The organism is Falsiroseomonas oryziterrae (genome assembly GCF_021864505.1).
GTDB lineage: Bacteria > Pseudomonadota > Alphaproteobacteria > Acetobacterales > Acetobacteraceae > Falsiroseomonas > Falsiroseomonas oryziterrae.
This window is the reverse complement of the sequence record NZ_JAKJIB010000024.1, coordinates 1-23,579: the sequence shown is the minus strand read 5'-3', so window position 1 is coordinate 23,579 and position 23,579 is coordinate 1. Positions and strand designations below refer to the sequence as shown.

Sequence of the window (23,579 nt, the reverse complement as noted above, 5' to 3'; positions counted from 1 at the left end):
GGACGCGCGGGCCTCGTCGGCGCAGGACTGGGACGCGCGACACCTGCCCCATCGGTTCCGGGCTGGCTGGCGGCGCGCCGCGGAAAGGGACGAGAGATGGCCGACGCGATGGTGTCCCAGAGGGCGCCGCACGGGGCGCCGGGTGGCGCCGCACCCGAGGGTGGCGAGACCCGGCGCGATTTCCTGAAACTGACGACCGGCGCCTTCGCGGCAGTCGGCGTCGCCGCGATCGCCTGGCCCTTCATCCACTCGATGAACCCCGCGCGCGACGTGCTGGCGCTGGCCAGCACGGAGGTGGACCTGTCGCCGATCGCGGCGGGCCAGGCCGTGACGGTGATGTGGCGCGGCAAGCCGGTCTTCGTGCGGCACCGCACGGCGGAGGAGATCCAGCAGGCGCGCGCCACGCCGATGTCGGAGCTGAAGGACCCGCAGCCCGACCAGGCGCGCGTGCAGCGCGACCAGTGGCTGGTGGTGCTCGGCGTGTGCACGCATCTCGGCTGCGTGCCGCTGGGGCAGAAGCCGACCGATGCGCGCGGCAACTTCGGCGGCTGGTTCTGCCCCTGCCACGGCAGCCACTACGACACCTCGGGTCGCATCCGCCTCGGCCCCGCGCCGTCGAACCTTGCGGTTCCCGAATACACCTTCACCTCTCCGACGCAGATCCGCATCGGCTGAGTGCGGTGGCGCGCCGCGGCGCGCCCCGCTCGCCGACAACAACCTGAGGAGCTCGGCGCGATGGCCATCGGCCTTCACGATAGCCAGTTCAAGAACCCGGTGGTGCGCTGGATCGACAGCCGCCTGCCGGTCTTCACGATGATGCAGAAGGAGTACGGGACGTTCCCGACGCCCCGGAACTTCAACTACTTCTGGAACTTCGGCGCGCTCGCCATGGTCAACCTGCTGATCATGATCGCGACGGGCATCTTCCTGTCGATGCACTACACGGCGCACACCTCCTACGCCTTCGACAGCGTCGAGCGCATCATGCGCGACGTGAACTTCGGCTGGCTGCTGCGCTACGTGCACATGAACGGCGCGCACATGTTCTTCATCGTGGTGTACATCCACATCTGGCGCGGCCTCTGGTACGGGTCCTACAAGGCGCCGCGCGAGATCCTGTGGATCCTCGGCGTGGTGATCTTCCTGCTGATGATGGCGACGGCCTTCATGGGCTACGTGCTGCCCTGGGGCCAGATGTCCTTCTGGGGCGCGACCGTCATCACCAACCTGTTCAGCGCCATCCCGCTCGTTGGCGACAGCATCGTCACCTGGCTGTGGGGCGGGTTCAGCGTGGACAACCCGACGCTCAACCGCTTCTTCAGCCTGCACTACCTGCTGCCCTTCGTGATCGTCGGCGTGGTCTTCCTGCACGTGGCCGCGCTGCACATCACCGGGTCGAACAACCCGCTCGGCATCGACCCGAAGGGCCCGCAGGACACGCTGCCCTTCCATCCCTACTACACGATCAAGGACAGCGTCGGCCTGATCGTCTACTTCATCTTCTTCGCCTTCCTGGTGTTCTTCCTGCCGAACTACCTGGGTCACCCGGACAACTACATCCCGGCGAACCCGCTGGTGACGCCCGCGCACATCGTGCCCGAATGGTACTTCCTGCCCTTCTACGCGATCCTGCGCGCGGTGCCGGACAAGCTCGGCGGCGTGATGCTGATGTTCGGCGCGATCGCGGTCCTGTTCATCCTGCCCTGGCTCGACACCTCCCCGGTGCGGTCCATGCGGTTCCGCCCGGTCGCGAAGTGGTTCCTGCTGCTCTGGGGCATCAACTTCTGCATCCTGACCTGGGTGGGCGCGAAGCCGGCCGAGGGCATCTACGTCACCATCGCGAAGTGGTGCACCGCCTACTACTTCCTGTACTTCCTCGTGATCCTGCCGCTGCTCGGCCGTCTTGAGCGCCCGCTCAAGCTGCCCGAGAGCATCTCGATGCCCGTGCTGCGCGGGGGCGGGCCCGTGCTCGCCGGTGCCGCCGCGAAGCCGATGGAGAAGGCCTGATGCCGCGTCTTCGTAGCCTGATCGGCGCCCTGATGCTGGGCGCCGCCGCGGCCCTCTCCGCCTCGCCCGCCCGCGCGGCGGGCGAAGCCTACCCCGCGCCCGACGTGCGCTTCACCTTCGACGGGCTGTTCGGCACCTTCGACCGCGGGCAGCTGCAGCGCGGCTTCCAGGTGTACAAGGAGGTCTGCGCGGCCTGCCACTCGATGCGCCTGCTGTCGTATCGCAACCTGCTCGAGATCGGGCTGACCGAGGCGCAGGTGCGCAACATCGCGGCCCAGTTCGAGGTGGTGGACGGCCCGAACGACCAGGGCGAGATGTTCGAGCGGCCCGCGCGCCTCTCCGACCGTTTCCGCCGCCCCTTCCCGAACGAGCAGGCGGCGCGCGCGGCGAACAACGGCGCCTATCCCGTCGATCTCTCGCTCATCGTGAAGGCGCGCAAGAACGGCGCCGACTACGTGCATGCGCTGCTCACCGGCTACGTCGATCCGCCGCCTGGCTTCGAGCTGATGGACGGCATGAACTACAACCGCTACTTCCCCGGCTTCCAGATCGCGATGCCGAACGTGCTGAACCCGGGCCAGGTCGAGTTCGCCGACGGCACCGAGGCCACGGTGCAGAACATGGCGCGCGACGTCACTGCCTTCCTCGCCTGGGCCGCCGAGCCGGAACTCGAGCAGCGTCGGCAGATGGGCGTTCGCATCATCCTCTTCCTGATCGTGCTCGGCGGCCTGACCTACGCCGTGAAGCGCAAGATCTGGGCCGACGTGAAGCACTGACGGCATCGGGCGCGGCGTACCGCGCCACTGACGCCGAGGACGCAGGGGCCGCCCCGTCGGGCGGCCCTTTTGCTGTCCGCTCCGCGGCCGCTAAAAGGCGCCGCGCACCCGCCGGAGCTCCGCCATGTCCGACATCTCCCCCGTCATCGGCCTCATCGGCGGATCCGGGCTGTATGACATCCCCGGCCTCGAGGATCGCGAATGGCGGCGGGTGGAGACGCCCTGGGGCGCACCCTCTGACGAGATCCTGTTCGGCCGCCTGGCCGGCGTGCCGGTCCGCTTCCTGCCGCGCCATGGCCGCGGTCATCCCACGCCGCCGTCGGAGCTGAACTACCGCGCCAACATCGACGCCATGAAGCGCGCGGGCTGCACCGACATCCTCTCGCTCTCCGCCGTCGGCTCGCTGAAGGAGGAGCTGCCGCCCGGCCACTTCGTCATCGTGGACCAGTTCATCGACCGCAGCTTCGCCCGCGTGAAGAGCTTCTTCGGCTCGGGCTGCGTCGCGCATGTCTCGGTGGCGCATCCCGTCTGCCCACGGCTCGGCGATGCGCTGGAAGCGAGCGCGCGGAAGCTCGGCCTGCCGGTGACGCGCGGCGGAACCTACCTCGTGATGGAGGGGCCGCAATTCTCGACGAAGGCTGAGAGCGAGCTGTATCGGCAATGGGGCTGCAGCGTGATCGGCATGACCAACATGCCGGAGGCCAAGCTCGCCCGGGAGGCGGAGCTCTGCTACGCGACGGTCGCCATGGTCACCGACTTCGACTGCTGGTACCCGGATCACGATCACGTGACCGTGGAGCAGGTGGTGAAGGTCCTCTTCTCCAACGCCGACAAGGCGCGCGCGCTGGTTGCGGACGTGGTTCCGGCGCTCGGCGCCCGGCGCGGCGCCTGCCCGGCCGGCTGCGACCGTGCGCTCGACCATGCGCTGATCACGGCGCCGGAGAAGCGCGATCCGGAGCTGCTGGCGAAGCTCGACGCCGTGGCGGGACGCGTCCTCGCCCGCGCGGGCTGAACTTCAGCCCGGCGGCACGGTCCGCAGGTCTCGCACGAGGGCGTTGAGCTCCTCGGGCGAGATCGAGCTGCCAAGCAGCCGCTGCGCGGCGGAGGGATCGCCGAGCGCGGCGTTCGCGATCGCGAGATTCACGAGCGCGCGGGGCGGCGCCCCGGGCGCGCGCGCGATACCTTCGAGCAGCGCGACCGCCTCGGATGCGCGTCCCTCGATGATGTAGGACATCGCGAGGTTGTTGATCGTCCGCATGTCGGTCGGGGCGACGCTCCGCGCGGTCAGGTAGGCTGACTGTGCTTCGCGATGCCGGCCGAGGAGGTCGAGCGCGACGCCGCGCCCGTTCAGCGCGGCGAGGTCCGACGGGCGGGAGGCGAGCACGGCCTCGTAGTCCGCGAGCGCCTGCTCCGCATTCCCGCCCATCAGATGGATCGAGGCACGGGTTCGGATCAGGGTGATGTCGCGCGGGCTCCGCTGCATGGCCCCTGCGACGACCTGCTCGGCCATGACCAGGTTGCCGGAGCGGGCGAGCGCCCGGGCGTAGCCGGCCTGGGCCTCCGGGTCGTTCGGCCGCGCCTCGGCCGCCTGCGCGAACATGGCGAGCGCCATGTCCGACTGGCCGGATGCCTCGGCGAACTGCGCCATGCGCTGGCGGACCTCGGCGGCACCGGGCTGCGGATCCTGGCGCGCGCAGCCGGCAGCAAGCAGGCTCACGCCCAACAACGCGACGCCGCAGCATGCGAACCCGGAGCGGCGAGCGGATCGGGCCATTGACCGGCCCCCCTTCCAGCTTGCGGTCAGCCGCCGGCGCCCTGCGCCGAGGTCTCGCGGATCAGCGGCGCACGCTGACCTTCGTTCAAGCGACCGATCGCCGCAGCGGGCAGAGTTGCCGGGGTGGTCTGCGTGCCGACACCGCGCTGGAGATGGGCGGGATCGGCGGCCATCGCGCGGATGTTGGCGTCGTTCACGCCGGTGGGCTGCCAGCTGCCGGGCCGTGCGAAGGGGTCGCTGAAGGGCGGCGTCTCGCAGGCGGCGAGCAGCGGCACGGCGGCGAGGGCGGCGAGGAGCGTGATGCGCATGGTCGTCAATCCACAATGAAGCCAGCGTCCAGCGGAACGCCCGGCCGCGCGGGCGAGACGCGACCGATCTGGCGACGCTCCAGGATACGCTCGAGGTCGATGGCGGGGCGGAAGCGGTCGGTCGGCGCGGCGACAGCGGTGGGCTCCGAGACCGCGCGGACGACGACCGGCGTCACGATGATCACGAGTTCCGTCTCCGCGCGGCGGAACCGGTCCGATCGGAACAGCGGGCCGAGGATGCTGTCCTGCAGGCCGGGAATGCCGGTTTCGCTCTGGCGGACCGAGCGCTGGAGAAGGCCGGCGATGGCGAAGCTCTGGCCGCTGCCGAGTTCGACCGTCGTCTCGGCGCGCCGCACCGTCAGGGCTGGCACGCGGACCGTGCCGCCAAGGGCGCCGAGCGGCAACTCGACCGCGCCGACATCGGTGAGTTCGCTGACCTCGGGGCGGACGCGCAGGTTAAGCCGGTCGTTCGACAGAACCGTTGGCACGAAGGACAGGCTGATGCCGTACTGACGGAATTCGACGGTGAGCTGGCCATTCTGGCCGCCCGCCACGGGCACGGGGAACTCGCCGCCGGCAAGGAAGGTCGCGGGCTCGCCCGACATCGCGACGAGGTTCGGCTCGGCGAGGATCGAAACGAGCTGGTCGCGCGCGAGCGCGTCGATCAGGGCATCGAGCGAGAAGTTGCGCGAGCGGTACGCCGCGCCGCCGATGGTCGAGCCGGCGATGCCGTTGAGGATGCCGTTCTGGAGACCACCACCGGTCACGCCGAGCGGTGCGACAAGGCCGATGGTCCAACCATTGCCGAGATTGCCCAGCGCCGCCCAGTTGAAGCCGAGTTCGCGCGTGATGTCGCGCGAGATTTCCGCCACCCGGACGCGCAGGTTCACCTGCGTGGCAGCCAGGATCTGGATGTTGTTGATGATCGTCGTGTCGCCGGCGAAGCTCTGGGCCACGGCCGTGGCGCGGAAGGCGTCGTTCGGCGTCGCGACGTTGCCCGACAGCACGATGTTCTGGCCGGCCATGGCGACACGGATGCCGCTTGCACCCGGGACGGCTGCGCGGATCGCGTTGGCGATGGCCTGCGGCGAGGGCCGCGCCTGCACGGGCTGGCCGGGTGCTGCCGGGACGCCGGGCACCGCGGTGAAGGATGACGGGCGCACCGTCACCTCGTACTGGGCGATCAGCGTGCCGTCCTCGGCCGTCGCGATCAGCGTGGTGCGGCCCGGGTCGCCGCCGAGCAGGAAGACGCTGGTGGGCGAGGCGGGCTGCACGCGGGCGACGCGGGGATCGGCGGCGAGGACGGTGGTCACGCTGCGCGGGAACTGCAGCAGCATGCCGGTGCCGGATTCGAGTTGCAGGGTCTGCTGCGCCACCGGCATCTGCGGCGCCTGTGCGACCTGGGCCGGCGCGGCTTGCATCGGCGTCGGCGCCACGCTGCCGCGCTGCTGAGCCATGACGGGCGTGGCGATCAGCGCCGCGGAGAGAAAGGCGCCAGGAAGACCGATGCGGGCGACGGTCGCGCCGACATGCCAACCGGCGGGCGAAAGGCGCTCGAAGCGCGGGGTGTCCATGCGGCCCAACTCAGTCCCCCATCCCACTTGATCCGCCCGAGTCAGGCGACAAAGGCGGACGTTCATTAGCTGCAAGTAGAACGCTTTTTGTCAGATTTCTCAAGCAGTCTTGTTGCGATTCGCCGGATCATCGGCCGCTTCTGACAAATTGGTGTCCTGCCGATGGTGTCATCGGCGCACATGTTTCGCGAGATGGTTGCGGTATTGGCTTGACTCTCGTGGCCGCGCCGATTCGCGACGCGTGGCGCAGCCTTTGGTTGGTATGCCGCGCGACCGACAACTTGGCGTTGGAGTCGGCTCGTTCGGGGCGGTCAGGGGAAGTCCATGAAGGCAGTTGCGTCCAACGTGGGCACTACCCCGGGAAGGAAGGGCACGACGAAGTTGAAGGTATAGGAGACGTTGGCACGCACGCGCCGTGTGGTGCAGCTCGGCGCGGGCGATGGCAGCGGCGTGTTGTCCTCGAAGACAGGCGCGCTGATGGTCAGGCGCGAGACGTCGAGGATCGGTGTCCGGCTCGCGACCTGCAGGTCGGCGGCCGTGACCGTGCTGATCACGGGCTCGCAACGGGTCGGGTTGGCGATGAGATCCAGATTGGAGCGGACGAGGTAGGCGCGGGCCGCCTCCGCCGCGACGGTGCGGAGCGACTGGACGGTGAAGTAGTAGCGGCCGAGCTCGACCACGCCGAGCAGCAGCGTGAGGAAGATCGCGCCGATCACCGCGAATTCGACGGCGGTCGCGCCGCGACGGTCCTGCGCGAGCGTCAAGCCGCCGCGCGCCGCGCGGCTAGATGCGGACGGTGACATTGCGCGTGATCGTGCCACCAACATTCGCCACGAAGGCTGTGTAGAGGCGGGCCGGGAAGAACGCGGTGAAGCCCGCGCTTGCCGTGACGTCGCGGTAGCCCACGATCCCGCCGGGGCAGTTGAGCGAGGTGCAGAGGTTCGGATCTGCCGCGCCCGGCGCGGACTCCGGGCTGCCCGTGGTGGCATTCAGGCACGCGCAACGGGGCCAGGTGACCGTCGCCGTAGCGCCGGTCCCGAAGGCGTCCCGCACGACTGTCTGGACGGTGGCAGGGTCTGCGCCCGGGTTCTGAATGATGAACTCGGCTCCCGACCGAACCGCCGTTTCGAGGCGGATGGCCGTGATAATCGCACGGCCAAGGTCCACCGAAGCGCCGAGCAGTGCGATAAGCAACGGCGCGATCAGCGCGAATTCGACTGCCGCCACGCCTCGGCGTGACCGACCCAGCACAGGAAAGCGGAAACGGAGCATGTCGGCCACTACTGCAGGAGGCGGTAAACCTGGGTCCGCGGAACGAGACCCACACGAAGATCGTCGCAGCGGCCAGCACCGAAGGCGCTGTTGCCGCCCGAATCGATCGAGCCGCCGACGACCACGAGGCAGCCCGCGCGCGCCAGCGAAGCGTTACCGCGCCAGTCCACATCTGCCTTCGGGACGTAGATCGCCCCCGCGATGTTGCTGTTGGAATTGCCCTGGATGGAGACCTCCTGGGTGCCGTTGCCGCCGCCGATCTGGGACGTGGCCGGTTCCTGTCGGTAGATCAGCATGCCCCGATACGGTCCGGTGCTGGGCGCTTTCAGCACGACTTCGGCACTGGCGCTGATGTCGATATCGCCCGGGTTGGCCGTAAGGCCGCGGGCAGCGTTCGGGCCGAGGAACACGAGGGTCACGCCCGACCCCGCGATGCTGAGCTGCGGGCTGCCGGGCGTGGTGGGCTGGACCGGAGGCTGCGTGCAGGTGGAGCAGATCAGCCGGCCACTCCGCATCTCCAGCCCCGCACCATTGCGGAAGAAATAGGTGCCGGGCAGGAGGTCGACGGTGCCGTTGCCGATGTCGACGTTGGAGCCGAAGACGTAGTAGTCGCCAATCAACGGGTCGTTGCGCATGGGCAGGCCGCTCGCCGCCAGGGCGTCTGCGACCCGCCAAGTGGAGTTCAGGTTGTTCTGCGGCCCGGACTGGGTGGAGATGTCGAGCGGCAGCGGGATGTTCTTCAGATCCGCATAGGGGTCCGGCACGCCGGGCGTCGAAAAGACGCCATTCGTCAGGCTGATGCGGTTCGATGAGGTGCAGCCGGTGCAGGTGCCGACCGATTCCAGCGACGCTGCCACCACCACGGGGTTGCCGTTCACCCGGATCGAATTGTTGCCCGTCCGGTTCGACGCGATGACGCAGCCCGGCGCCTGGATGTTGGTGCTGCCCCCCATGATGAGCCCGCCTTCGAGCGCGAGGATACAGGCGTTGCCGTTGTTGATCAGGCCGGCGACCCCTGTCGCGGTGATGCGCTGTGTGGTCGTCGCCGGGGGAAAGAGTCGCGTCAACAGCTTGTTCTCGTCCCGATTCACCGTGACGGAGATGGCAGTCACGGAGAGGGGCGGAGGCGCGACCACGGAACCGGGGGGCGGGTTCACCGTGAAGGTCAGGTTGGGGAAGCTGATGTCGGCATTCGTGATCGTGTAGCCGTTCCGCGACGCCGCATCGATGGCCGCGACCCTCGCCTGCGCTTCCGCGTTGATGCCGGTCTGGACCGGCGCAAGGATATTCGTTGCGACGGAGAACCGTTTCGCGCCGGCGATGGCGGCGACGTCGGCTACATTCTGCAGGTCGCGCCGGATGTCGTACCAGCGCCCGACCTCGGTCGCGAGGGCGGCGAAGCCGATCACGACGAGCGACGCCACACCGAAGAAGGCGGCGGTCGCGCCGCGGCGGTCCTGGCGCAGGGCTTTGAGGCGTCGCGCGACATTGTTGAAGGGCGGGGCGGGCGAAGGGGTCATGGCTGGTCTCACCGCGTCGTTAGATCCGGGCGTTCACCACCGGGGGGGCTATGGTATCGTTGCCTGGTCGAAGGGGGTAGACCGAAGCGCATCCGCAATATCATCTCTTTTTTTCGTACGTTCAAGGTTTTTCAACCTTGACCGTGTTGTGATCGGTGCCCTAGATAATCCCGCTGCGGGAACGGTCCGAACGAGACGGGTTCCGCGACCGCAGCGAACCACCGGGTGGCGCGGGCGACCGCACCGACCCAAGCAGAGGGGAAGTGGCGTGGTGTTCGAGCGGATCGGGCTGGCCATGCATCGCCTCCGGACCTCCGTGCGGCAGCTGGTCCGTGACCAGCGCGGTGTCACGGCGGTCGAATACGGAGTCCTCGCCGCGCTCATCATCGTCGCCTGCCTCGCGGGCATCACCGCGGCGGGGACGGGCTTGCTGACGAACTACTACGAGCCGGTCGCGAGTTCGGTGAACGCTGCTGTTTCGCGCTAGCGCGCGGGACCGACCCGGCACCCCTCCGGTCGGCCTCATCTCCTAGACACCCCCGATCAGTGCTGACGCGTCGGAGGGCGAGCCCCAGACGACGCGTTACGTGGTGCCCGGCGTGGTCGCCAGTGGGGCGCGCGTGCAATCCCTCCGTTGCGGCGCCATTCCCGCAACATCCAAAAAATTCACTATTTCTGAACGATTCGTGTTGACGGCCGAGCTCCGCGAGCGTTTCGTTGTTCGCGGAACGACCGGCGCGCGAAGAGGCGGTCTGCTCGACACGTTTTCGCTGTGTCGTGGCCCCGGCCTGCGCGCGGTCTTCCTGTGACGGTCTGTTCAACACATGTTGAGGGGGTTCTCATGTTCGAAAGGTTCCAGCAGGTCATCCGCAGCGCCGGCGCCCGGATCCGGGGCGTCGCGGATGATCGCAAGGGCGTGACTGCCGTCGAATATGGCGTGATCGCCGCGCTGATCATCGTGGTGTGCATCGCCGCGATCTCGCTCGTCGGCACCAACCTGAACGTCGCCTTCTCCACGATCGGGAGCTCGATCGCGCCGCGCTGATCCGGTTCGGCTGGGCGGGCGCTGCCGGCGCCCGCCCACTGAGATCGGCGCGCCGTTCGGCTAGAATTTTCTGATTTTTGAGACTTGACGGGCGCGTGGAAACCTTTACGTTTCCAGTTGTCGGATTGAGGTGCGGGGCTCGCGCCGTGGTCCGATAGCCCTGGCGGGCGGATGCCGCCACGGGTCTTTCGCAACCCGGGCTTCCGCCTCCGGAAGTTCTCGATCAAGGGGATCGCATCATGTTCGAGAAGCTCAACCTCGCCGCTGTTCGCGCCTACGCCGCCCTCTCGTCCGTCGGCAAGGACAAGAAGGGCGTGACGGCCGTCGAGTACGGCGTGATCGCCGCGCTGATCATCGTGGTCTGCATCGCCGCGATCTCGCTCGTCGGCACCCGCCTGAACTCCGCCTTCTCGGTGATCGGCAGCTCGCTCCCGGCCGCGCGCTGATCTAGTCGCGCCACGCGGCGCGACTGTCCCGCGTGTCGTCCCGCCCGGCGCCTCGCCGGGCGGGGCATACCGGCCAGGAGCACCCGGCATGTCCCTCGTCGTCATCCCCGTCGCGATCGGCCTTCTGTGCGTCGCGGCGTGGCGCGACCTGGTGACGCGCACCATCCCGGACGGCGTCAGTATCGCGCTCGCCGCCATCGGCGTCGCCGCCAAGGCTCTGACAGGTCTCGAGGCGCTGGCGGCCGCCGCCCTCGGCGCGCTGGTCCTGGGCCTGATCCTTCTTCTGCTCCACGCCCGCGGCTACATCGGCGGCGGCGACGTGAAGCTGGCCACCGCTCTCGCGCTCGGCCTATCGCCGCTCGACACCTGGAACATGGTGGTGGCGACGGCGCTCGCGGGCGGCGTGCTCGCCCTGATCTACCTCGCCCTGCCGCGGCTGATGCGCCGCGGCCACGCCACCCGGCCCGACCGCGCGGCTTCGCTGCCGCGCCGCTTCGCGGTGGTCGAAGCCTGGCGGATACGACGGGGCGGCCCACTCCCCTATGGCGTTGCCATAGCCGCGGGTGGCACACTTGTTCTACTGCAAACGACCGCAAGCTGAGGCAAGACGATGCGCACGGTCCTCATTCTGGTTCTCCTGACGATGGCCGCCGGCCTGGGCTACGTCGCCTATGAGGGCATCGCGCCCCGCCAGGCGGCCACCGCCGCGCCGGCGCCGATCCCGACGGTCCGCGTCCTGGTCGCGGCAGCGCCGCTGCATCCCGGCACGCTGCTCAAGGACCAGGACATCCGCGAACGCGCGCTGCCGCCGGGCGACGTGCCCGACGGCGCCCTGCTGGCGACGCAGGAACAGCGGGACGAGCTGCGCGGCGCGATGCTCCGCCGCTATCTCGGCCCCGGCGAGCAGGTGACGCGCGAGGACGTGCTGCGGCCCCGGGATCGCGGCTTCCTCGCTGCCGTCCTCCGGCCTGGCATGCGCGCGGTGGCGATCGGCGTGGACGCCCGCACCGGCGCGGCCGGCCTGATCTTCCCCGGCGACCTGGTCGACGTCATCCTGACGCAGACCTTCAGCGGCGCCGACGCGTCCATCGCCCGCCGCGTCACGGCCGAGACCGTGCTGACCGGCGTGCGCGTGATCGCGGTGGACCAGATGATCACCCAGGGCGCCATCATCCCCTCCGGCAGCGCGCGTCCGACCGAGCAGGTCGCCCGCACCGTGACCGTCGAGGTCTCGCCCGAGCAGTCCGAGCGCCTCGCGGTTGCCGAGCGGCTGGGGCAGCTGATCCTCGCCCTGCGGCCGATCGACGCGCCGGACGGCGACCAGGCTGCGCGGCCGACGACCACGGTCTTCGGCGCCGACGTCTCTCCGGCCCTCTCGAGCACGGAGACGCCAGCGATGCCGCGCATGCGCGTCATCCAGGGCGGCAACGTCAACGACGTGATCTTCCGCTGACGCAGGCCGATCCGGACCAGGCCGCTCCCGAGAGAGAGAAGAAGAGATGTCCGACGCAACGGCTGCGCCCCCGCCATCCGCCCGCACCGGTCCCGCGCTCGACGCGGCCGGTGGCCGGCGGGCTTTCGTCGCCTTCCTGAGCGATGCGGCGAGCGAGGACGTGCTCCGCAGCGGACTGGCGGACATGGTCGCGACCCCCGTCGTGCGGCAGGGCGGCATCCGCGCCGCGGTCAAGTCCTTCGAGCGCGAGGAATCGCCCCGCATCCTGCTTGTCGATGTGAGTTCGGCGTCCGACCCGATCGCGGAACTCGACGCCCTCGCCGGGGTCTGCGCGCCCGACACCAAGGTGCTAGTGATCGGCGAGCGCACCGATATCGACTTCTACCGCGAGATCACGCGCCATCTCGGCGCTGACGAATACGTCGCCAAGCCGCTGACGCGCGACAAGGTCTCGACACTGCTCGGCCCCTATTTCGCCGGCGAGGGCGCCGACGCCCAGGCGAGCCGCGGCGGCCGTGTCGTGGCGGTGTGCGGCGTGCGTGGCGGTGTCGGGGCCACGACACTCTGCGTGAACCTCGCCCAGCTGGTCGCGGAGACCACCAAGAGCCACGTCGCCGTGCTGGATCTGCATCTGCGCGGCGGACACGTCGCCATGATGAGCGGCGTGAAGCCCGCCAGCGCGCTGCGCCACGCGCTGGAGAACCCGCACGTGGTGGACGGCCTCTTCCTCGAGCGCGTCTCGATGGCGGTCGGGGAGCGTGTCCGCATCTTCGCCGCCGACGAGCCATTCGACGCCGACCCGCGGCCGACACCGGACGGCGTCGCGCGCGTGATGGAGCTGCTGCGCCAGCGCTTCAACCTGATCCTGGTCGACTGCCCGATGCCGCCGTCGCTGGCCGACCGCCAGGCCCTCGCGGTCGCGCGGCAGACGCTGCTGGTGTTCGGCCCCGACATGGCGAGCCTCCGCGATGCCGACCGCGCGCGGAAGATGGTGAATGCGCTTACCGGCGCGGGCCGGACGATGATGGTGCTCAACCGCTCCGACATGCCTGGCGCGCTGAAGCCGAACATTGTGGCCGAGGCGCTCGGCGCGAAGCCGGACGTGCTGATCCCCGACATGCCGCGACCGCTGTCGCGCGCGGCCAATCTCGGCCGGGCGGCGCTCAAGGATTCGGCGAAGCTGCGCCGCGCGCTCGGACCGCTGACGCAGGAGATCTCGGGGATCCGTCAGCGCAAGACCAGCCTCCTCGCCAGGCTGCTCGGCCGATGAGGTCGTTCGGTCGCCGCCTCGGGCCGCTGTCCTCCGACAGCCCCGCGAACAGCGATCGGCCGATGGAGGCCGACGACACCGCGAAGGTCGCGCGCATCGTCGGACCGATCGGCGAGACGCCGGCGGCGCCGGCCTCGCCCATTGTCGCCTATGCGGCGCTCAAGCGGCTGCGCGAGGCGGTGCTGGAGCGCATCCGCCCCGAGGTCGCGGCAGCGATGCCGCCCGACCAGCTGCGCATCGAGCTTGAGAACCTCATCCACGAGCTCGCGAACCGCGAGCGCGTGGAGCTGTCGGCGCGCGAGCAGGCGCGTCTGACGGAGGACTTCGTCAACGAGATGACGGGCTACGGCCCGCTCGAGCCGTTACTGAAGGACGACCGCATCGCGGACATCATGGTGAACGGCCCCGACAAGGTCTTCATCGAGATCGGCGGCAAGCTCCAGCTCTCCGAAATCCGGTTCCGCAGCAACGACCAGCTCGCCTCCATCGCCCAGAAGATCGCGGCCCAGGTGGGCCGGCGCGTCGACGAGTCGAGCCCGCTCTGCGACTGCCGCCTGCCGGATGGCAGCCGCGTGAACATCGTCTTCCCGCCGCTCGCCCTCGACGGCGTCTCCGTGTCCATCCGCAAGTTCTCGCGCCGGCGCTACGACTTCAACGCCCTGGTCGAGAACGGCTCGATGACCCAGCCGGTGGCGCGCGTGCTCGAGATCGCGGCACGCTCCCGGCTCAACATCATCGTGTCGGGCGGCACGGGGTCGGGCAAGACGACCCTGCTCAACGCGCTGTCGCGCCTGATCGACAACGGCGAGCGGATCGTGACGATCGAGGATGCGGCCGAGCTGCAGCTGCAGCAGCCGCATGTCGTCCGGCTTGAGACCCGGCCGCCCAACCTCGAAGGCCAGGGCGAGATCACGCAGCGCCACCTGGTCCGCAACGCGCTTCGCATGCGGCCCGATCGCATCATCCTCGGCGAGACGCGCGGCCCCGAGGCCTTCGACGTGCTGCAGGCGATGAACACGGGCCATGACGGCTCGATCACCACGATCCACGCCAACACGCCGCGCGACGCGCTGACCCGCATAGAGAACATGGTCCAGATGGCGGTCGGCAACCTGCCGCACGATGCGATCCGCAACCAGATCGCCGCGGCGCTCGACCTGGTCATCCAGGTGGAGCGCATGCGCGACGGTCAGCGCCGGGTCACCGCGGTCTCCGAGGTCTGCGGCCTCGAGGGCGATGTGATCACGATGAACGACATCTTCACCTTCGAGTACGAGGGCGAGGACTACTCGGGGCGGATCCGCGGCCGCTATGCGCCGCAGAAGAACCGGCCCTCCTTCGAGACGCGCCTGCAGTACTACGGTCTGTTCGACGCCTACATGGAGGCGTTGTCGCGCGCATGAGCGTCACCCTCTCCATCCTGCTGGCGGGGGCGGCGCTGCTGCTGGTGATGGCTGCCCTTGCCTTGCTGCCCAGCCGGGCCGAGCGCGACCTCCGGCGCCGCGCGATGGGCCTCGGCCTCGCCGGCGGCGAGCAGCTCGAGGGCGGCGCGCGCCAGAGCCTGCGCGCCCTGACCGCAGAGGAACGCCCCTTCCATCAGCGCGCCCTGATGGCGCTCGGCCAGAACCCGGAGGTTCCGGACAAGTACCGCACGCCGCCGCTCATCCTGATCCTCATCACTGGCTCCGCGATGGCGGGCACTTGGTGGGCGATCGGCGACAACTTCGGCCAGCTCGGCGGCTTCCTGGTCACCGTGCTGGTCGGCGCCGTCGTCCTCCGCTTCCTCTTCACCCGCGAGCGGACGCGCTACGCCAGCCTGCTCCTCGCCCAGATCCCCGATGCGATCGGGCTGGTGCTCCGGGCCGTGCGCACCGGCCTGCCGGTGGTGGAAGCGCTGCGCAGCATCGCCTCCGAGGTTCCCTCCCCGACCGCCGAGGAATTCGGGCGCGTGTCGCAGGAAGTCGGCATCGGCATCCCGGTCGAGGACGCGCTCTGGGCGCTCTACCAGCGCTCCGAGCTCAAGGAATACGCCTTCCTCGCTGTCACCGTGGGCCTCCAGGCGCAGGCCGGCGGCAACCTGACCGAGACGCTCGCCAACCTCGCCGACCTCGTCCGCAAGCGCGTGGCCATGGTGTCGAAGGTCAAGGCCATCACGGCCGAGGCGCGCACCTCCGCGCTCATCCTCATCGGCCTGCCGTTCGTCGTCGCGGTCATCCTGACGGTGCTGAACCCCGAATACGTCGGCGATCTCTTCACGCATCCGAAGGCCGGCACGCTGCAGGCCATGTTCGTCGTCTTCATGACTCTCGGCATCGTCACGATCAACACGCTGATCGCCCGGGCGACGAGGGACTGATGCTCGAAGGCCTTCCCGTCCCGCTCTGGGTCCTTGCCGCAGCGGCGGCCATCGTCATTCTCCTGGCGCTGCTGATCTCCAACGCCATCTCCGAACGCGAGCTGACGAAGCGGGCCCAGCGCCTTGCGGAGGCCGAAGAGGGCGCGCTCGTCGAGGCGCCGACCTCGCCCTTCGGCGCGTTCCTGGGCGGCATCGGCCGGATCGGCAACGCCCTGCGCGGCTCCTTCCTCTTCGCGCCGAAGGATATCGAGACGATCGAGCGGACGGCCCGCGCGGCCGGCCTCGATCCGGCGCGGGCCGTTCCGGTCGTCATCGGCGGCAAGGTGATGCTGCTCTTCGCCGGCCCGGTGATTGGCTACGTGCTCGCCATCTCGTGGAACCTGGGCCTGCTTGGGCAGGCGCTGACCGTGATGATCGGCATGGCGCTCGGCACCTTCCTGCCGAACTGGCTGCTGGCCTTCGCGATTAGGAGCCACCAGGACTCGCTGCGCAAGGGCCTTCCGGACGCGCTCGACCTCCTTGTCGTCTGCGCCGAGGCCGGCCTCGGCCTCGAAAGCGCGCTCGAGCGCGTCGCGGCGGAGATGCGCGAGTCCAATCCCTCGATCGCCGCGGAGTTCAACACGCTCCTGTCCGACATGCGGATCGCGACGGACCGGCGCGCCGCGCTCACCCGCCTCGGCGAGCGGACCGGTCTCGCCAGCTTCCAGCGGCTGGGCAGCACGCTGTCCCAGACGCTGCGCTACGGCACGCCGGTCGGCCAGGCGCTGCGGGTGCTCGCGGCCGAGATGCGGACCGAGCGGATGGTTCGCATCGAGGAGAAGGCGGCGCGGCTGCCCGCGCTTCTCGTGCTCCCGATGATCCTCTTCATCCTGCCCTGCCTCTTCATCGTGCTGGGCGGACCCGCGGCGCTGCGCATCCTCGACGCGGTCGGCGGATAGGCCGCCCCTCGCCCCGGCGCGTCTCGCCGTGGGCAGCCCACGACCTATCCGAGGTGCCTCGCGAGGAACTCCAGCGTTCGGCTCTGCGCCAGCGCGGCGTCGGGCGCGCTGAAGGTCCCGCGCTCGTCACAGCCGAAACCGTGCTGGGCCCCCTCGTAGACGAAGATCTCGACGCCGGGCTGCGCGGCGCGGATCGCCTCCACGTCCGATAGCGGGATGGACGCATCCTTCTCGCCGAAATGCAGCTGCACCGGGCAGGCCGGGCGCTCGTCCTTCGCCGCGGCGATCCCACCCCCATACCAGCCCGAGGCGGCGCGGAAGCTGCGGCTGCGCGTCGCGCCCCACCAGGCGACGGTGCCGCCCCAGCAGTATCCGACGATGCCTCGAGCGGCCTTTGCCGGCAGCGCGGCCGCGGCGGCCTCGATGTCGGCCAGCGTGCCGTCGGCCGGCACATGGCCGCGCAACTCGCGCCCGCGCGTGACGTCGCCGGGCGCATAGCCGAGCTCGACGCCGCGTTCGACGCGATCGAACAGGGCCGGCGCGACCACCGCGTAGCCTTCCGCGGCGAAGCGCGCGCAGACATTCCGGATATGGCCGTTCACCCCGAAGATCTCCTGCACGACGACCAGGGCGCGCCGTGCATCCTCAGGCCCGTCCCGCCAGGCAGCCAGGCGATGCCCGTCGGCGGCGGTCAGCTCGATCCACATGTCGCGGTTCCTCCGTGCAGCAGGCGGCGCTACTGTCCCGCCATGGCGGAGATCGTCAACCTGCGGCGCGTGCGGAAGGAGCTGGCGAGAGCCGCGAAGGCCCGCCAGGCGGCCGCGAACCGCGCCAGCCATGGACGCACGAAGGCGGAACGGGCGGTGGGCGAAGCTGAGACGGCGAGGCGCGAGGCTGTCCTGGACGGCGCCCGCCGCGAGGAGTCGCAGCGCTAGAGCAGCGCCCGAGCGGGTGAAATCGCTTCGCGGTTCCGCTGATCGGGCATCCGCTGCTCTGGATTCAAGAATCCTAGAGCAAGAAATCCAACCTGACTGATCCAGTCAGATTGGATATTGCTCTAGAGAAGGCTGCGATCGCCGTCGTCCTGCCGATCGGAGGCGGATTGAACGGCAGCCGCCGCCGCAGTGGTCGCGTCACGCGGCTCCGGCGCGGAGGGCACCCAGCAGGCGCGGCCGTCGGCGCGCAGCGCCTCGCAGAAGGCGCGCGCCTCGGCCAGCGTGGCGAAGCCGCTCGCGCGGACGCGCCAGAAGACGGCCTGGTTCACCTCGGCGCGGAAGATGTCCGCCTCGCGGTCGCCGAACCGATCCGGACGTCGTTCCTGCAGGCTGGCCCAATAGCTGCGTGCCGCGGCTTCCGACCCAAGGGCCGCCACCTGGACGGTGAAACGCGCGGTGCGGAACTCCGCCGAAGGCCGGACCGGTGCCGCGGCCACGGGGCGCCGCGGCGGCAACTCGGCGCCCGCCGCCCGCGGGGCGGCAACCGGGGATGGCAGCGGTGCGATCTCGACCGGCGCGGGTGGCGGCACCACCGGCAGTGCGGCCAGGGTCACAGGGCGGGGCGGCTCCGCCTCGCTTGCGGGTGCGGTCGAGGTCGTGGTGGTGGGTGGCGGGACGGAAGGCGCTGCCACGGCGGCGGCCTGCATCGTGCCGGTCGACTGCGCCGGCTCGATCGAGGCCGCGAAGGTCTCCGCTGGCAGGCGCGGCGCGGCGAGCAGCGTGTCGCCGGCAGGCGGTCGCGCCGGCGCGGCGCCCACCATGGTGCGGAGAGAGACCGTCGCCTCCGCGAGTTGCGCGGGATCCCTCGCGGATCCGCCGGGCGCGTCGCCCGCCATGCTGCGCGCGACGGCGAGATTGTTGGTCACGCGCGCTGGCACGTCCCGGCGGGCCGCCAGCGGCTCGAGCAAGGCGAGCGCTTCGGTCGCGCGACCGGTCAGCAGGAGCGACATGGCGAGGTTGTTCTGGACGGAGGCCTGGCGCGGCGCGACGACGAGAGCCGCGCGGTAGGCGTCCTGCGCCTCCTCGTGGCGTCCGAGCAGGTCGAGGGCGATGCCGCGCCCTTCCAGCGATTCGTGGCTGCGGTCGAGCGGCGCGGCGCGGTCGAACAGGGCGAGCGCAACCTCCGGCGCGCCGGCGCGCAGTCGCAGTCGGCCGAGCTGGTTCAGCAGCGCCGGATGATCGGGATGGGTGGCGAGCGCGCCGAGGATCACGTCCTCCGCTGCAGCAAGCTCGCCAGCGCGCGCAAGGGCCGCGCCGAATCGCGCCTGCGTCGCGGGGTTGGAGGGCTCGGCGACCGCCGCGCGCCGCAGCGCCGACAGCGCCGGATCGCCCTGCGGCACGGCGGCAGAGGCGGCTATCACGCGCAGTTGCGCCGGCGTCGCGGTGGCCGTCTCCGCGGTGCCGCGCGCACCGTCGGCGCACGCGACGAGGAAGGCGAGCGGCGTCGCGGCTGCTGCAGCCTTCGCGAACCGGCGATGATCGCGTCGCGCGCCGGTGGTGCGCTGCGCCTGCCTGTGCGCGGACTGAACATCGCGACTCATGTCATCGCTCGCCCCGGTTGCGGAGGACGCGCGCTGCGCGACTCGCAGCGCCCGATCCATCACGACACGAAGGGCATAACCCTGGTGACCATTACGTCAACGATGAATCGAGCGCGAATCGGGACGCATCCTTGCGACTCGGACCAGCGGCGCACGTCAATGCAAAGTCGCGCGGAAATGACCGATGAGGACCGAGAGCGTGAGCACCGACAGCGCGGTGGTGAGCACGACGGCGCTGCCCGAACGGTCGGCTCCCGTCGCGTAGCGGCGGGCCACGACGAAGGCTGTCGCGCCGGTGGGCAGGGCGGCCATCGTCACCGCGACCGCAGTCTCGACCGGCGTCAGGGCGAGGATCTGTGCGAGCGCGAAGACCAGCACCGGCAGCGCGAGCAGTTTCAGCGACGCGATCGCGAGCGTCTCGCGCCAGGCTGAGGCGATGCCGAGGCCGTAGAGCGAGCCGCCGAGGCAGAATAGCGCCACGGGCGGCGACGCGGCGCCGACGAGTTCCAGCGTGCGACGCGCAACGCCGGGCACCGGCAAGGCGAAGCTGCTCCACACCAGCGCGGCGATCACGGCGAGCAGCACGGGGTTCCGCAGCACGCCCTTCGCCGTCGCGCGCAGCACGCGCTTCCAGGAGGCGGAGGCATGCAGCCCGACCTCCGTCAGCATCGTCGCGATGCCGAGCAGCACCATCGTCTGCAGCGCCAGGATGGCGAGCAGCGGCGGCACGCCGGGCTCGCCATAGGCCGCGACGATGATCGGGATGCCCATCATCACCGAGTTGCCGAAGACGCAGGCCAGGCCGAACAGCGCCGCGTCGGCGAGGTTCATGCGCGCGATGCGCCGTGCGCCGACGACACAGATCGCGTAGAGGATCACCGAGCCCCCGACCAGCGCGAGCGCCGCCCCCGCGCCGCCCTCATGCGGCTTGGAGCCGCCCGCGAAAAGCAGCGCGGGCGAGGCGAGGCCGAAGACGAAGAGCGTGAGGCCCCGGAACGCCGCCTCGTCCAGGATCCGCCATCGCGCCGCGGCCCAGCCGAGCGCCACGAGCAGGAAGACCGGCGCGACGACCTCCAGCACCGCCGCCATGCGCGAGCTAGTCCTTGAGGAGCGCGGCGACGAAGTCAGGCAGGCCGGACTGGCGCGTGCGCGCGCTGCGCGCCGCATGCAGGATGGAGCGGACCTCGGCCACGGTGCGGTCGAAGGCACGGTTCACGAGGACATGGTCGAAATCCGACCAATGCGCGATCTCGGCGCGCGCGACGTCGAGCCGGCGCGCGATCTCCGCCTCGCTTTCCTGCGCGCGGCCGCGCAGGCGCCGCTCCAGCTCGGCGAGCGACGGCGGCAGCAGGTGGATGCCGACCACATCGGCGGGCAGCTTCTGGCGGAGCTGCAGATGCCCCTGCCACTCGATGTCGAAGAGCACGTCGCGGCCGGCGGCCAGCGCCTCTTCCACCGGCGCGCGCGGCGTGCCGTAGGATCGGTCGAGGAAGCGGGCATATTCGAGCAGCTCGCCGCGCTCCACCATCGCGTCGAACTCGGGCTGCGTCCGGAAGAAGTAGTGCACGCCGTCGATCTCGCCGGGGCGGCGCGCGCGTGTGGTCGCGCTGATCGAGAGCGAGAGGTTCGGCTCCATCTCGAGCAGCGCGCGGGAGACGCTGGTCTTGCCGACGCCCGGCGCCGAAGCCAGCACGAGGCAGACGCCGCGGCGGGGAATGCTGTCCATCATGCGCGACACTCGTATCGGGTGCGAGCGGGGTGCGCCACACGCCGGGCGGCCGAATGGCCGCCGCCCCGCCTGGGGTGTGCCAAGCCGCCGAAGGTGGCGTCCCGCGCCTGGGGGCTACTCGACATTCGCCGCCTGCTCGCGCAGCCGCTCGATCGCGGCCTTCAGGTCGAGGCCGATCCGCGTCAGCCCGACGCTCGCGCTCTTGCTGCAGAGCGTGTTGGCCTCGCGCACGAATTCCTGGGTGAGGAATTCCAGTTTCCGGCCGACCGCATCGCCGGCCACCAGCAGGCGACGCGCCTCGGCCACATGCGCGGCGAGGCGATCGAGTTCCTCGCGCACGTCGGAACGCTGGGCGAGCATCGCGACCTCCTGCGCCAGCCGCTCCTCCGGCACGCGGCTGCGGACATCTGGCTCGCCGAGCAGCTTCGCAAGATTCTCCATCAGTCGTTGGCGCTGCGCTTCGGGTTGCGTCGCGGCCTCCGCGCCCGCGGCCTCGCGCAATGCGGCGATCTCGTCGAGCAGGCCGGCCAGGATCGCGTTCAGCTGCGCACCCTCGCGCGCGCGCGATCCGACGAGTCCGCCGAGCGCGGTCTCGAAGGCCGCGAGCAGCGCGGCGCGCTTCGCCTCCTCCGCCGCCTCGTCGGGCTCCGCGATCTCCGCGCGCAGCACGCCGGGGAGGGCCAGGATCGCCTCGGCGCGCGGCGGCGGCGCGTTCAGCCGCTGCGCCACGGACGTCGCCAGCGCAATCGCCTGGTCGAGCGCGGCCGGGTCGGGCGTCAGGCGCGGCGCGCGCTCCTCCCGCTTCAGGGTGAGGGTGGCGGAGACGTTGCCGCGCTTCAGCCGCTTGCCGGCGGCCTCGCGCAGCGCGGGTTCGAGCGCGTCGAGGCCGTTCGGCACGCGCAGACGCAGGTCGAGGCCTCGGCCGTTGACGCTGCGGAGTTCCCAGACGAAGGAGGCGCCGTCCGGCAGCGTCCCGCTTTCGCGCGCGAAGCCGGTCATGGAGGCAAGGGTCATGGGCCGGTTTCTCCCTCGCGGCGGGGCGCTCCGCAAGTGACGGCCGGCGCGTGGCAGTCCGTCGCGATCACGGGCGCCTCGTCGGGCCTCGGCCGCGCGCTGGCGGAGGCCTGCGCCGGCCCAGGGGTCACGCTGCATCTCTCCGGCCGGGACGCCGGCCGGCTGGAGGCCGCCGCGGCAGCGTGCCGGGAACGCGGTGCGACCGCCTGCGCCACCGTGCTCGACGTCACCGATGCCGAGGCGACGGCAGCCTGGGTGCGGCGCGCGGGACGGCTCGACCTCGTCATCGCGAATGCCGGGATCTCGGGCGGCACGGGCGGGACGACGGAGCCCGCGGACCAGGTGCAGCGGATCTTCGCGACGAATGTCGGCGGCGTGCTGAACACCGCGCTGCCGGCGATCGCCGCGATGGCGGCGCAGCCCGCGGGCGCCGATGGGGTGCGCGGGCGCATCGCCGTAATCGCCTCCATCGCCGCCTTCGTCGCCGCACCCGGCGCGCCGGCCTATTGCGCCTCGAAATCCGCCGTGCAGCGCTGGGCGGAGGCGCTGGACGCGACGGAGCGCCTGCGTGGGGTCCGGCTGCATGCCGTCTGCCCGGGCTACGTCCGCACGCCGATGACGGCGCGCAACCCCTTTCCCATGCCCTTCCTGATGGACGCCGAGGAGGCCGCGCGGCGCACCCTGCACGGCATCGCGAAGGGCAGGCTCCGCGTCGTCTATCCCTGGCCGCTCTACCGGGCGGCGAGATGCGTGGGCGCGCTTCCGCCTTCCTGGCGGAACGCACTCTTCGCGCGCCTGCCGGCCAAGCCCGCCCTCGATTGATCCGCAGCAAGGCGCAACCCCGGGCGCGGTGGCAGCTTCCACCTGCGCCCGGCCGGTTGCCCTGCGCAGCCGCGGGCGTGCGAGACGCAGCACGGGAGACCCAGGCATGAGCGGCAATGCACCCACCCCGGTCGGCGGCGGCCAGATGACCCGCGAGACCGACCCCTTCCACTCGCTCCGGCGCGGCATGGACCGGCTCTTCGACCAGGTGATGGGCGGCTTCGGCATGCCCGCGCCCTTCGCCACCGGCGTGATCGCGCCGCGCGTGGATGTCGCCGAGACGCCGCAGGGGATCGAGGTGACGGCGGAACTGCCGGGCATCGAGCCGAAGGATGTGCAGATCGAGCTCGACGACGGCGTGCTGACGCTGCGCGCCGAGCGCAAGGCCGAGCGGACCGAGGCGGACAAGGACAAGCGCTGGCACATCCTGGAGCGCCAGTCCGGCACCTATCTCCGCCGCTTCACGCTGCCCTTCGACGCTGAGGCCGAGGCGGTGGAGGCGCGCTTCGACAAGGGCGTGCTGCACATCGCCATCCCGCGCCCGCAGCAATCGAAGCCGCAGGCGAAGCGGATCGAGATCAAGGGCGGCTGACGCGCGCCCGTGGCGCCCGCCCGCGGCGCCCTTGGGGGCGCTTGACGCGCGGCGGGCCGCCGTGTCGGCTCGTCCCGGCACGAAGCCGGGAGAGAACGACATGCCGACCCGCCGCACCACCCTGTCGCTCGCGCTCGCCGCGCCCTG

27 protein-coding genes are annotated in these 23,579 nt (G+C 70.7%); 16 read left to right on the top strand and 11 right to left on the bottom strand.

Annotated features, from left to right (window positions below):
* Positions 1-96: 96 nt before the first annotated feature.
* From petA to L2I40_RS04155, 4 genes are all read left to right on the top strand, one after another.
* Complete coding sequence (gene petA, locus L2I40_RS04170) at positions 97-675, top strand: ubiquinol-cytochrome c reductase iron-sulfur subunit (RefSeq protein WP_237213608.1); 579 nt, start codon at positions 97-99, stop codon at positions 673-675.
* A 60-nt stretch (positions 676-735) separates the two neighbouring features.
* Positions 736-2,007 (top strand): cytochrome b, encoded by a 1,272-nt coding sequence (locus L2I40_RS04165; protein WP_237213607.1) that lies wholly within the window; start codon positions 736-738, stop codon positions 2,005-2,007.
* Positions 2,007-2,783 carry a cytochrome c1 gene (locus L2I40_RS04160; RefSeq protein WP_237213606.1) on the top strand — a complete coding sequence of 259 codons (777 nt, stop codon included), beginning with the start codon at positions 2,007-2,009 and terminating at the stop codon, positions 2,781-2,783. The genes L2I40_RS04165 and L2I40_RS04160 overlap by 1 nt, the downstream gene beginning before the upstream one ends.
* A gap of 124 nt (positions 2,784-2,907) precedes the next feature.
* Positions 2,908-3,795, top strand: coding sequence for an S-methyl-5'-thioadenosine phosphorylase (locus tag L2I40_RS04155; protein ID WP_237213605.1), 888 nt, complete (start codon positions 2,908-2,910; stop codon positions 3,793-3,795).
* Between the two features lie 3 nt (positions 3,796-3,798).
* On the opposite strand, the gene L2I40_RS04150 is transcribed toward L2I40_RS04155, so the two are convergent.
* From L2I40_RS04150 to L2I40_RS04125, 6 genes are all read right to left on the bottom strand, one after another.
* Positions 3,799-4,500 carry a tetratricopeptide repeat protein gene (locus L2I40_RS04150; protein ID WP_237213604.1) on the bottom strand — a complete coding sequence of 234 codons (702 nt, stop codon included), beginning with the start codon at positions 4,498-4,500 and terminating at the stop codon, positions 3,799-3,801.
* A gap of 83 nt (positions 4,501-4,583) precedes the next feature.
* Positions 4,584-4,865: a hypothetical protein gene (locus L2I40_RS04145; RefSeq protein ID WP_237213603.1), complete on the bottom strand. Its 282-nt coding sequence runs from the start codon at positions 4,863-4,865 to the stop codon at positions 4,584-4,586.
* A 5-nt stretch (positions 4,866-4,870) separates the two neighbouring features.
* The gene (locus L2I40_RS04140; protein ID WP_237213602.1) at positions 4,871-6,439 is read right to left on the bottom strand and encodes a type II and III secretion system protein family protein; all 1,569 of its coding nucleotides are present in this window, start codon (positions 6,437-6,439) and stop codon (positions 4,871-4,873) included.
* Positions 6,440-6,750: 311 nt separating this feature from the next.
* Positions 6,751-7,203: a TadE/TadG family type IV pilus assembly protein gene (locus L2I40_RS04135; RefSeq protein ID WP_237213601.1), complete on the bottom strand. Its 453-nt coding sequence runs from the start codon at positions 7,201-7,203 to the stop codon at positions 6,751-6,753.
* A gap of 19 nt (positions 7,204-7,222) precedes the next feature.
* Positions 7,223-7,711, bottom strand: coding sequence for a TadE/TadG family type IV pilus assembly protein (locus L2I40_RS04130; protein ID WP_237213600.1), 489 nt, complete (start codon positions 7,709-7,711; stop codon positions 7,223-7,225).
* 8 nt (positions 7,712-7,719) lie between these two features.
* Positions 7,720-9,231 (bottom strand): TadE/TadG family type IV pilus assembly protein, encoded by a 1,512-nt coding sequence (locus L2I40_RS04125; RefSeq protein WP_237213599.1) that lies wholly within the window; start codon positions 9,229-9,231, stop codon positions 7,720-7,722.
* Between the two features lie 295 nt (positions 9,232-9,526).
* Here L2I40_RS04125 and L2I40_RS04120 point away from each other — a divergent pair, with 295 nt between their 5' ends.
* From L2I40_RS04120 to L2I40_RS04080, 9 genes are all read left to right on the top strand, one after another.
* A complete protein-coding gene (locus L2I40_RS04120; protein WP_237213598.1) occupies positions 9,527-9,718 on the top strand; it encodes a Flp family type IVb pilin in 192 nt (63 codons plus the stop codon).
* A 354-nt stretch (positions 9,719-10,072) separates the two neighbouring features.
* Positions 10,073-10,276 (top strand): Flp family type IVb pilin, encoded by a 204-nt coding sequence (locus L2I40_RS24565; RefSeq protein ID WP_372491009.1) that lies wholly within the window; start codon positions 10,073-10,075, stop codon positions 10,274-10,276.
* A gap of 239 nt (positions 10,277-10,515) precedes the next feature.
* On the top strand, positions 10,516-10,722 hold the full coding sequence (locus L2I40_RS04110; RefSeq protein WP_237213596.1) for a Flp family type IVb pilin: 207 nt from the start codon (positions 10,516-10,518) through the stop codon (positions 10,720-10,722).
* 88 nt (positions 10,723-10,810) lie between these two features.
* Positions 10,811-11,323 (top strand): A24 family peptidase, encoded by a 513-nt coding sequence (locus tag L2I40_RS04105; RefSeq protein ID WP_237213595.1) that lies wholly within the window; start codon positions 10,811-10,813, stop codon positions 11,321-11,323.
* Positions 11,324-11,332: 9 nt separating this feature from the next.
* On the top strand, positions 11,333-12,175 hold the full coding sequence (gene cpaB, locus L2I40_RS04100) for a Flp pilus assembly protein CpaB (RefSeq protein WP_237213594.1): 843 nt from the start codon (positions 11,333-11,335) through the stop codon (positions 12,173-12,175).
* Between the two features lie 46 nt (positions 12,176-12,221).
* Positions 12,222-13,445, top strand: a complete 1,224-nt coding sequence (locus tag L2I40_RS04095) for an AAA family ATPase (protein WP_237213593.1) — start codon at positions 12,222-12,224, stop codon at positions 13,443-13,445.
* Positions 13,442-14,848, top strand: coding sequence for a CpaF family protein (locus tag L2I40_RS04090; protein WP_237213592.1), 1,407 nt, complete (start codon positions 13,442-13,444; stop codon positions 14,846-14,848). The genes L2I40_RS04095 and L2I40_RS04090 overlap by 4 nt, the downstream gene beginning before the upstream one ends.
* Positions 14,845-15,801 carry a type II secretion system F family protein gene (locus L2I40_RS04085; protein WP_237213591.1) on the top strand — a complete coding sequence of 319 codons (957 nt, stop codon included), beginning with the start codon at positions 14,845-14,847 and terminating at the stop codon, positions 15,799-15,801. Before L2I40_RS04090 ends, L2I40_RS04085 begins: the two co-directional genes overlap by 4 nt.
* On the top strand, positions 15,801-16,739 hold the full coding sequence (locus L2I40_RS04080) for a type II secretion system F family protein (RefSeq protein WP_237213590.1): 939 nt from the start codon (positions 15,801-15,803) through the stop codon (positions 16,737-16,739). Before L2I40_RS04085 ends, L2I40_RS04080 begins: the two co-directional genes overlap by 1 nt.
* A 44-nt stretch (positions 16,740-16,783) precedes the next feature.
* Here L2I40_RS04080 and L2I40_RS04075 read toward each other — a convergent pair whose 3' ends face one another.
* Positions 16,784-17,446, bottom strand: a complete 663-nt coding sequence (locus L2I40_RS04075) for a dienelactone hydrolase family protein (protein ID WP_237213589.1) — start codon at positions 17,444-17,446, stop codon at positions 16,784-16,786.
* 42 nt (positions 17,447-17,488) lie between these two features.
* Between L2I40_RS04075 and L2I40_RS04070 the strand changes: the two genes are divergently transcribed.
* Positions 17,489-17,674 (top strand): DUF4169 family protein, encoded by a 186-nt coding sequence (locus tag L2I40_RS04070; protein ID WP_237213588.1) that lies wholly within the window; start codon positions 17,489-17,491, stop codon positions 17,672-17,674.
* A 122-nt stretch (positions 17,675-17,796) separates the two neighbouring features.
* Here L2I40_RS04070 and L2I40_RS04065 read toward each other — a convergent pair whose 3' ends face one another.
* The 4 genes from L2I40_RS04065 to L2I40_RS04050 all read right to left on the bottom strand — a co-directional run bounded on the left by L2I40_RS04065 (position 17,797) and on the right by L2I40_RS04050 (position 22,018).
* On the bottom strand, positions 17,797-19,275 hold the full coding sequence (locus tag L2I40_RS04065) for an SPOR domain-containing protein (protein WP_237213587.1): 1,479 nt from the start codon (positions 19,273-19,275) through the stop codon (positions 17,797-17,799).
* Between the two features lie 156 nt (positions 19,276-19,431).
* Positions 19,432-20,364, bottom strand: a complete 933-nt coding sequence (locus tag L2I40_RS04060; protein WP_237213586.1) for an AEC family transporter — start codon at positions 20,362-20,364, stop codon at positions 19,432-19,434.
* Between the two features lie 7 nt (positions 20,365-20,371).
* Positions 20,372-21,001, bottom strand: coding sequence for a guanylate kinase (gene gmk, locus L2I40_RS04055; protein ID WP_237213609.1), 630 nt, complete (start codon positions 20,999-21,001; stop codon positions 20,372-20,374).
* Between the two features lie 117 nt (positions 21,002-21,118).
* A complete protein-coding gene (locus L2I40_RS04050; RefSeq protein WP_237213585.1) occupies positions 21,119-22,018 on the bottom strand; it encodes a YicC/YloC family endoribonuclease in 900 nt (299 codons plus the stop codon).
* Positions 22,019-22,054: 36 nt separating this feature from the next.
* Here L2I40_RS04050 and L2I40_RS04045 point away from each other — a divergent pair, with 36 nt between their 5' ends.
* Positions 22,055-22,840, top strand: coding sequence for an SDR family NAD(P)-dependent oxidoreductase (locus L2I40_RS04045; RefSeq protein WP_237213584.1), 786 nt, complete (start codon positions 22,055-22,057; stop codon positions 22,838-22,840).
* Between the two features lie 106 nt (positions 22,841-22,946).
* Positions 22,947-23,432: an Hsp20/alpha crystallin family protein gene (locus L2I40_RS04040; RefSeq protein WP_237213583.1), complete on the top strand. Its 486-nt coding sequence runs from the start codon at positions 22,947-22,949 to the stop codon at positions 23,430-23,432.
* Positions 23,433-23,579: the final 147 nt, after the last annotated feature.

Coding starts and splice junctions, on each gene's coding strand:
- L2I40_RS04075 (WP_237213589.1), bottom strand. CDS start 17,446: ATGTGGATCGAGCTGACCGCCGCCGACGGGCATCGCCTGGCTGCCTGG.
- L2I40_RS04110 (WP_237213596.1), top strand. CDS start 10,516: ATGTTCGAGAAGCTCAACCTCGCCGCTGTTCGCGCCTACGCCGCCCTC.
- L2I40_RS04140 (WP_237213602.1), bottom strand. CDS start 6,439: ATGGACACCCCGCGCTTCGAGCGCCTTTCGCCCGCCGGTTGGCATGTC.
- L2I40_RS04130 (WP_237213600.1), bottom strand. CDS start 7,711: ATGCTCCGTTTCCGCTTTCCTGTGCTGGGTCGGTCACGCCGAGGCGTG.
- L2I40_RS04125 (WP_237213599.1), bottom strand. CDS start 9,231: ATGACCCCTTCGCCCGCCCCGCCCTTCAACAATGTCGCGCGACGCCTC.
- L2I40_RS04040 (WP_237213583.1), top strand. CDS start 22,947: ATGAGCGGCAATGCACCCACCCCGGTCGGCGGCGGCCAGATGACCCGC.
- gmk (WP_237213609.1), bottom strand. CDS start 21,001: ATGGACAGCATTCCCCGCCGCGGCGTCTGCCTCGTGCTGGCTTCGGCG.
- L2I40_RS24565 (WP_372491009.1), top strand. CDS start 10,073: ATGTTCGAAAGGTTCCAGCAGGTCATCCGCAGCGCCGGCGCCCGGATC.
- L2I40_RS04070 (WP_237213588.1), top strand. CDS start 17,489: ATGGCGGAGATCGTCAACCTGCGGCGCGTGCGGAAGGAGCTGGCGAGA.
- L2I40_RS04060 (WP_237213586.1), bottom strand. CDS start 20,364: ATGGCGGCGGTGCTGGAGGTCGTCGCGCCGGTCTTCCTGCTCGTGGCG.
- L2I40_RS04165 (WP_237213607.1), top strand. CDS start 736: ATGGCCATCGGCCTTCACGATAGCCAGTTCAAGAACCCGGTGGTGCGC.
- L2I40_RS04050 (WP_237213585.1), bottom strand. CDS start 22,018: ATGACCCTTGCCTCCATGACCGGCTTCGCGCGCGAAAGCGGGACGCTG.
- L2I40_RS04145 (WP_237213603.1), bottom strand. CDS start 4,865: ATGCGCATCACGCTCCTCGCCGCCCTCGCCGCCGTGCCGCTGCTCGCC.
- cpaB (WP_237213594.1), top strand. CDS start 11,333: ATGCGCACGGTCCTCATTCTGGTTCTCCTGACGATGGCCGCCGGCCTG.
- L2I40_RS04080 (WP_237213590.1), top strand. CDS start 15,801: ATGCTCGAAGGCCTTCCCGTCCCGCTCTGGGTCCTTGCCGCAGCGGCG.
- L2I40_RS04065 (WP_237213587.1), bottom strand. CDS start 19,275: ATGAGTCGCGATGTTCAGTCCGCGCACAGGCAGGCGCAGCGCACCACC.
- L2I40_RS04120 (WP_237213598.1), top strand. CDS start 9,527: ATGCATCGCCTCCGGACCTCCGTGCGGCAGCTGGTCCGTGACCAGCGC.
- L2I40_RS04155 (WP_237213605.1), top strand. CDS start 2,908: ATGTCCGACATCTCCCCCGTCATCGGCCTCATCGGCGGATCCGGGCTG.
- L2I40_RS04085 (WP_237213591.1), top strand. CDS start 14,845: ATGAGCGTCACCCTCTCCATCCTGCTGGCGGGGGCGGCGCTGCTGCTG.
- petA (WP_237213608.1), top strand. CDS start 97: ATGGCCGACGCGATGGTGTCCCAGAGGGCGCCGCACGGGGCGCCGGGT.
- L2I40_RS04160 (WP_237213606.1), top strand. CDS start 2,007: ATGCCGCGTCTTCGTAGCCTGATCGGCGCCCTGATGCTGGGCGCCGCC.
- L2I40_RS04105 (WP_237213595.1), top strand. CDS start 10,811: ATGTCCCTCGTCGTCATCCCCGTCGCGATCGGCCTTCTGTGCGTCGCG.
- L2I40_RS04095 (WP_237213593.1), top strand. CDS start 12,222: ATGTCCGACGCAACGGCTGCGCCCCCGCCATCCGCCCGCACCGGTCCC.
- L2I40_RS04090 (WP_237213592.1), top strand. CDS start 13,442: ATGAGGTCGTTCGGTCGCCGCCTCGGGCCGCTGTCCTCCGACAGCCCC.